The organism is Actinosynnema sp., from assembly GCF_052038725.1.
On record NZ_JBQGCX010001227.1, the window covers coordinates 1 to 1,782 of the forward strand.

Genomic DNA, 1,782 nt, shown 5'->3' on the forward strand with positions numbered 1-1,782 from the left:
TGTTCGGCGGCGGCTCCGCCGACCAGGTGGGCGAGCTGGGGCTGTTCGGCGAGCGGACGGGCCTGGCGTTCCAGTTCGTGGACGACCTGCTGGGCATCTGGGGCGACCCGGCCGCCACCGGCAACCCGGTGCACTCGGACCTGCGCAACCCCAAGAAGTAGCTGCCCGTGGTGGCCGCGCAGGCCTCGCGCAGCCAGGCCGGGCGCGAGCTGGCCGGGCTGTACCGGGGGCGCGGCGAGCTGGCCGGGGCAGCGCTGGAGGCGGCGGCCGGGCTGGTCGAGCAGGCCGGGGCGCGGGCGTGGGGCCAGCGGCGGGCCGACGAGCTGCTCGCGCAGGCCAGGACGCACCTGCGGGCGGCGGGCGTCGACCCGGTCGCGGCGCGCGAGCTGGACGCCGTCGCCGTGCTGATGACCCGACGCGACCGCTGAGCCCTCGCAGCTGAGCACCGACCGCCGAGCCCCGACCAGAACCAGCCAGGAGCGCCCATGGGAGTCCCACTCGTGCTGCTCGCCTCGCCCCGGTCGTTCTGCGCCGGGGTCGAGCGGGCGGTGGAGATCGTCGAGCAGCTGCTGCGGCGGCGCGGCGGCCCGGTCCACGTGCGCAAGCAGATCGTGCACAACACGCACGTGGTGGCGCGGCTGGAGTCGATGGGCGCGGTGTTCGTGGACGAGCTGGACGAGGTGCCGGACGGGGCCGTGGTGGTGTTCTCCGCGCACGGGGTGTCGCCCGCGGTGCGCGCCGAGGCCGACCGGCGCGGGTTCGAGGTGGTGGACGCGACCTGCCCGCTGGTGACCAAGGTGCACGCGGAGGCGCGCCGGTTCGCCGGGCGCGGGGACACCGTGGTGCTGATCGGGCACGCCGGGCACGAGGAGGTCGAGGGCACGCTCGGCGAGGCCCCGGACCGGGTGCTGCTGGTGGACAGCCCGGAGGCGGTGGCGGCGCTGGAGGTCGAGGACCCGGAGCGGGTGTCCTACCTGATGCAGACGACGCTGGCGGTGGACGAGGCGGCCGAGGTCGTCGCGGCGCTGCGCAAGCGCTTCCCCGCACTGCGCGGCCCCTCTTCGGACGACATCTGCTACGCCACCACGAACCGCCAAGAGGCGGTACGGGAGGTCGCGCGCGAGGCCGATCTGGTCCTCGTGGTCGGTTCAGCGAACTCATCCAACTCGGCAAGGCTGGTGGAACTGGTGCGCCGCGAGGGCGTGCCCGCCCACCTGATCGACGACGTGCGCGACCTGCGCCCGCGATGGCTGGAGGGGGTGCGCGTGGTGGGGTTGAGCGCGGGGGCGTCCGCGCCGCCGGGACTGGTGGACGAGGTCGTGGCGGTGCTGGACGCGCACCGGGTCGAGGTGCGGGAGACCACCGTGGAGACCATCCGGTTCACCCTGCCCCCCGCGGTGCGGAGGTGAGCGGCGCGCCGGGTGGCACAGCCCGCCCCCCGCTCGCCGACGCGGACGGGGCCCCGCAGCCCCGGTTTGAGGGGATGCCGACCTCGCTGGAGCAGCTGACCGGGCCGGAGGCGCTGCGGGCGGTGCCCGAGCGGGCGCTCCCCGCGCTGGCGGCGGAGATCCGGCGGTTCCTGGTGGAGAAGGTGTCGCGGCGCGGTGGGCACCTGGGGTCCAACCTGGGCGCGGTGGAGCTGACCATCGCGCTGCACCGGGTGTTCGACTCGCCGCACGCCGTGCTGCTGGTCGACGGCGGCCACCAGGCGTACGCGCACAAGGTGCTCACCGGTCGGGCCGCCGGGTTCGACGGGCTGCGCGGGTTCGGCGGGCTGTCCGG

Annotated in this window: 4 protein-coding genes; all 4 read left to right on the forward strand. The window is 75.8% G+C overall.

Annotated features, from left to right (window positions below):
• Positions 1–26: 26 nt before the first annotated feature.
• Entirely contained in the window at positions 27–161 is a 135-nt protein-coding gene (locus tag ACTUAL_RS25745; RefSeq protein WP_440902059.1) for a polyprenyl synthetase family protein, read from the forward strand.
• 6 nt (positions 162–167) lie between these two features.
• Entirely contained in the window at positions 168–428 is a 261-nt protein-coding gene (locus tag ACTUAL_RS25750; protein ID WP_440902058.1) for a hypothetical protein, read from the forward strand.
• A 57-nt stretch (positions 429–485) separates the two neighbouring features.
• The gene (ispH, locus tag ACTUAL_RS25755) at positions 486–1,409 is read left to right on the forward strand and encodes a 4-hydroxy-3-methylbut-2-enyl diphosphate reductase (protein WP_096495912.1); all 924 of its coding nucleotides are present in this window, start codon (positions 486–488) and stop codon (positions 1,407–1,409) included.
• A 74-nt stretch (positions 1,410–1,483) separates the two neighbouring features.
• On the forward strand, positions 1,484–1,782 hold a 299-nt coding region (locus ACTUAL_RS25760; protein ID WP_440902060.1), incomplete at its 3' end, for a 1-deoxy-D-xylulose-5-phosphate synthase N-terminal domain-containing protein.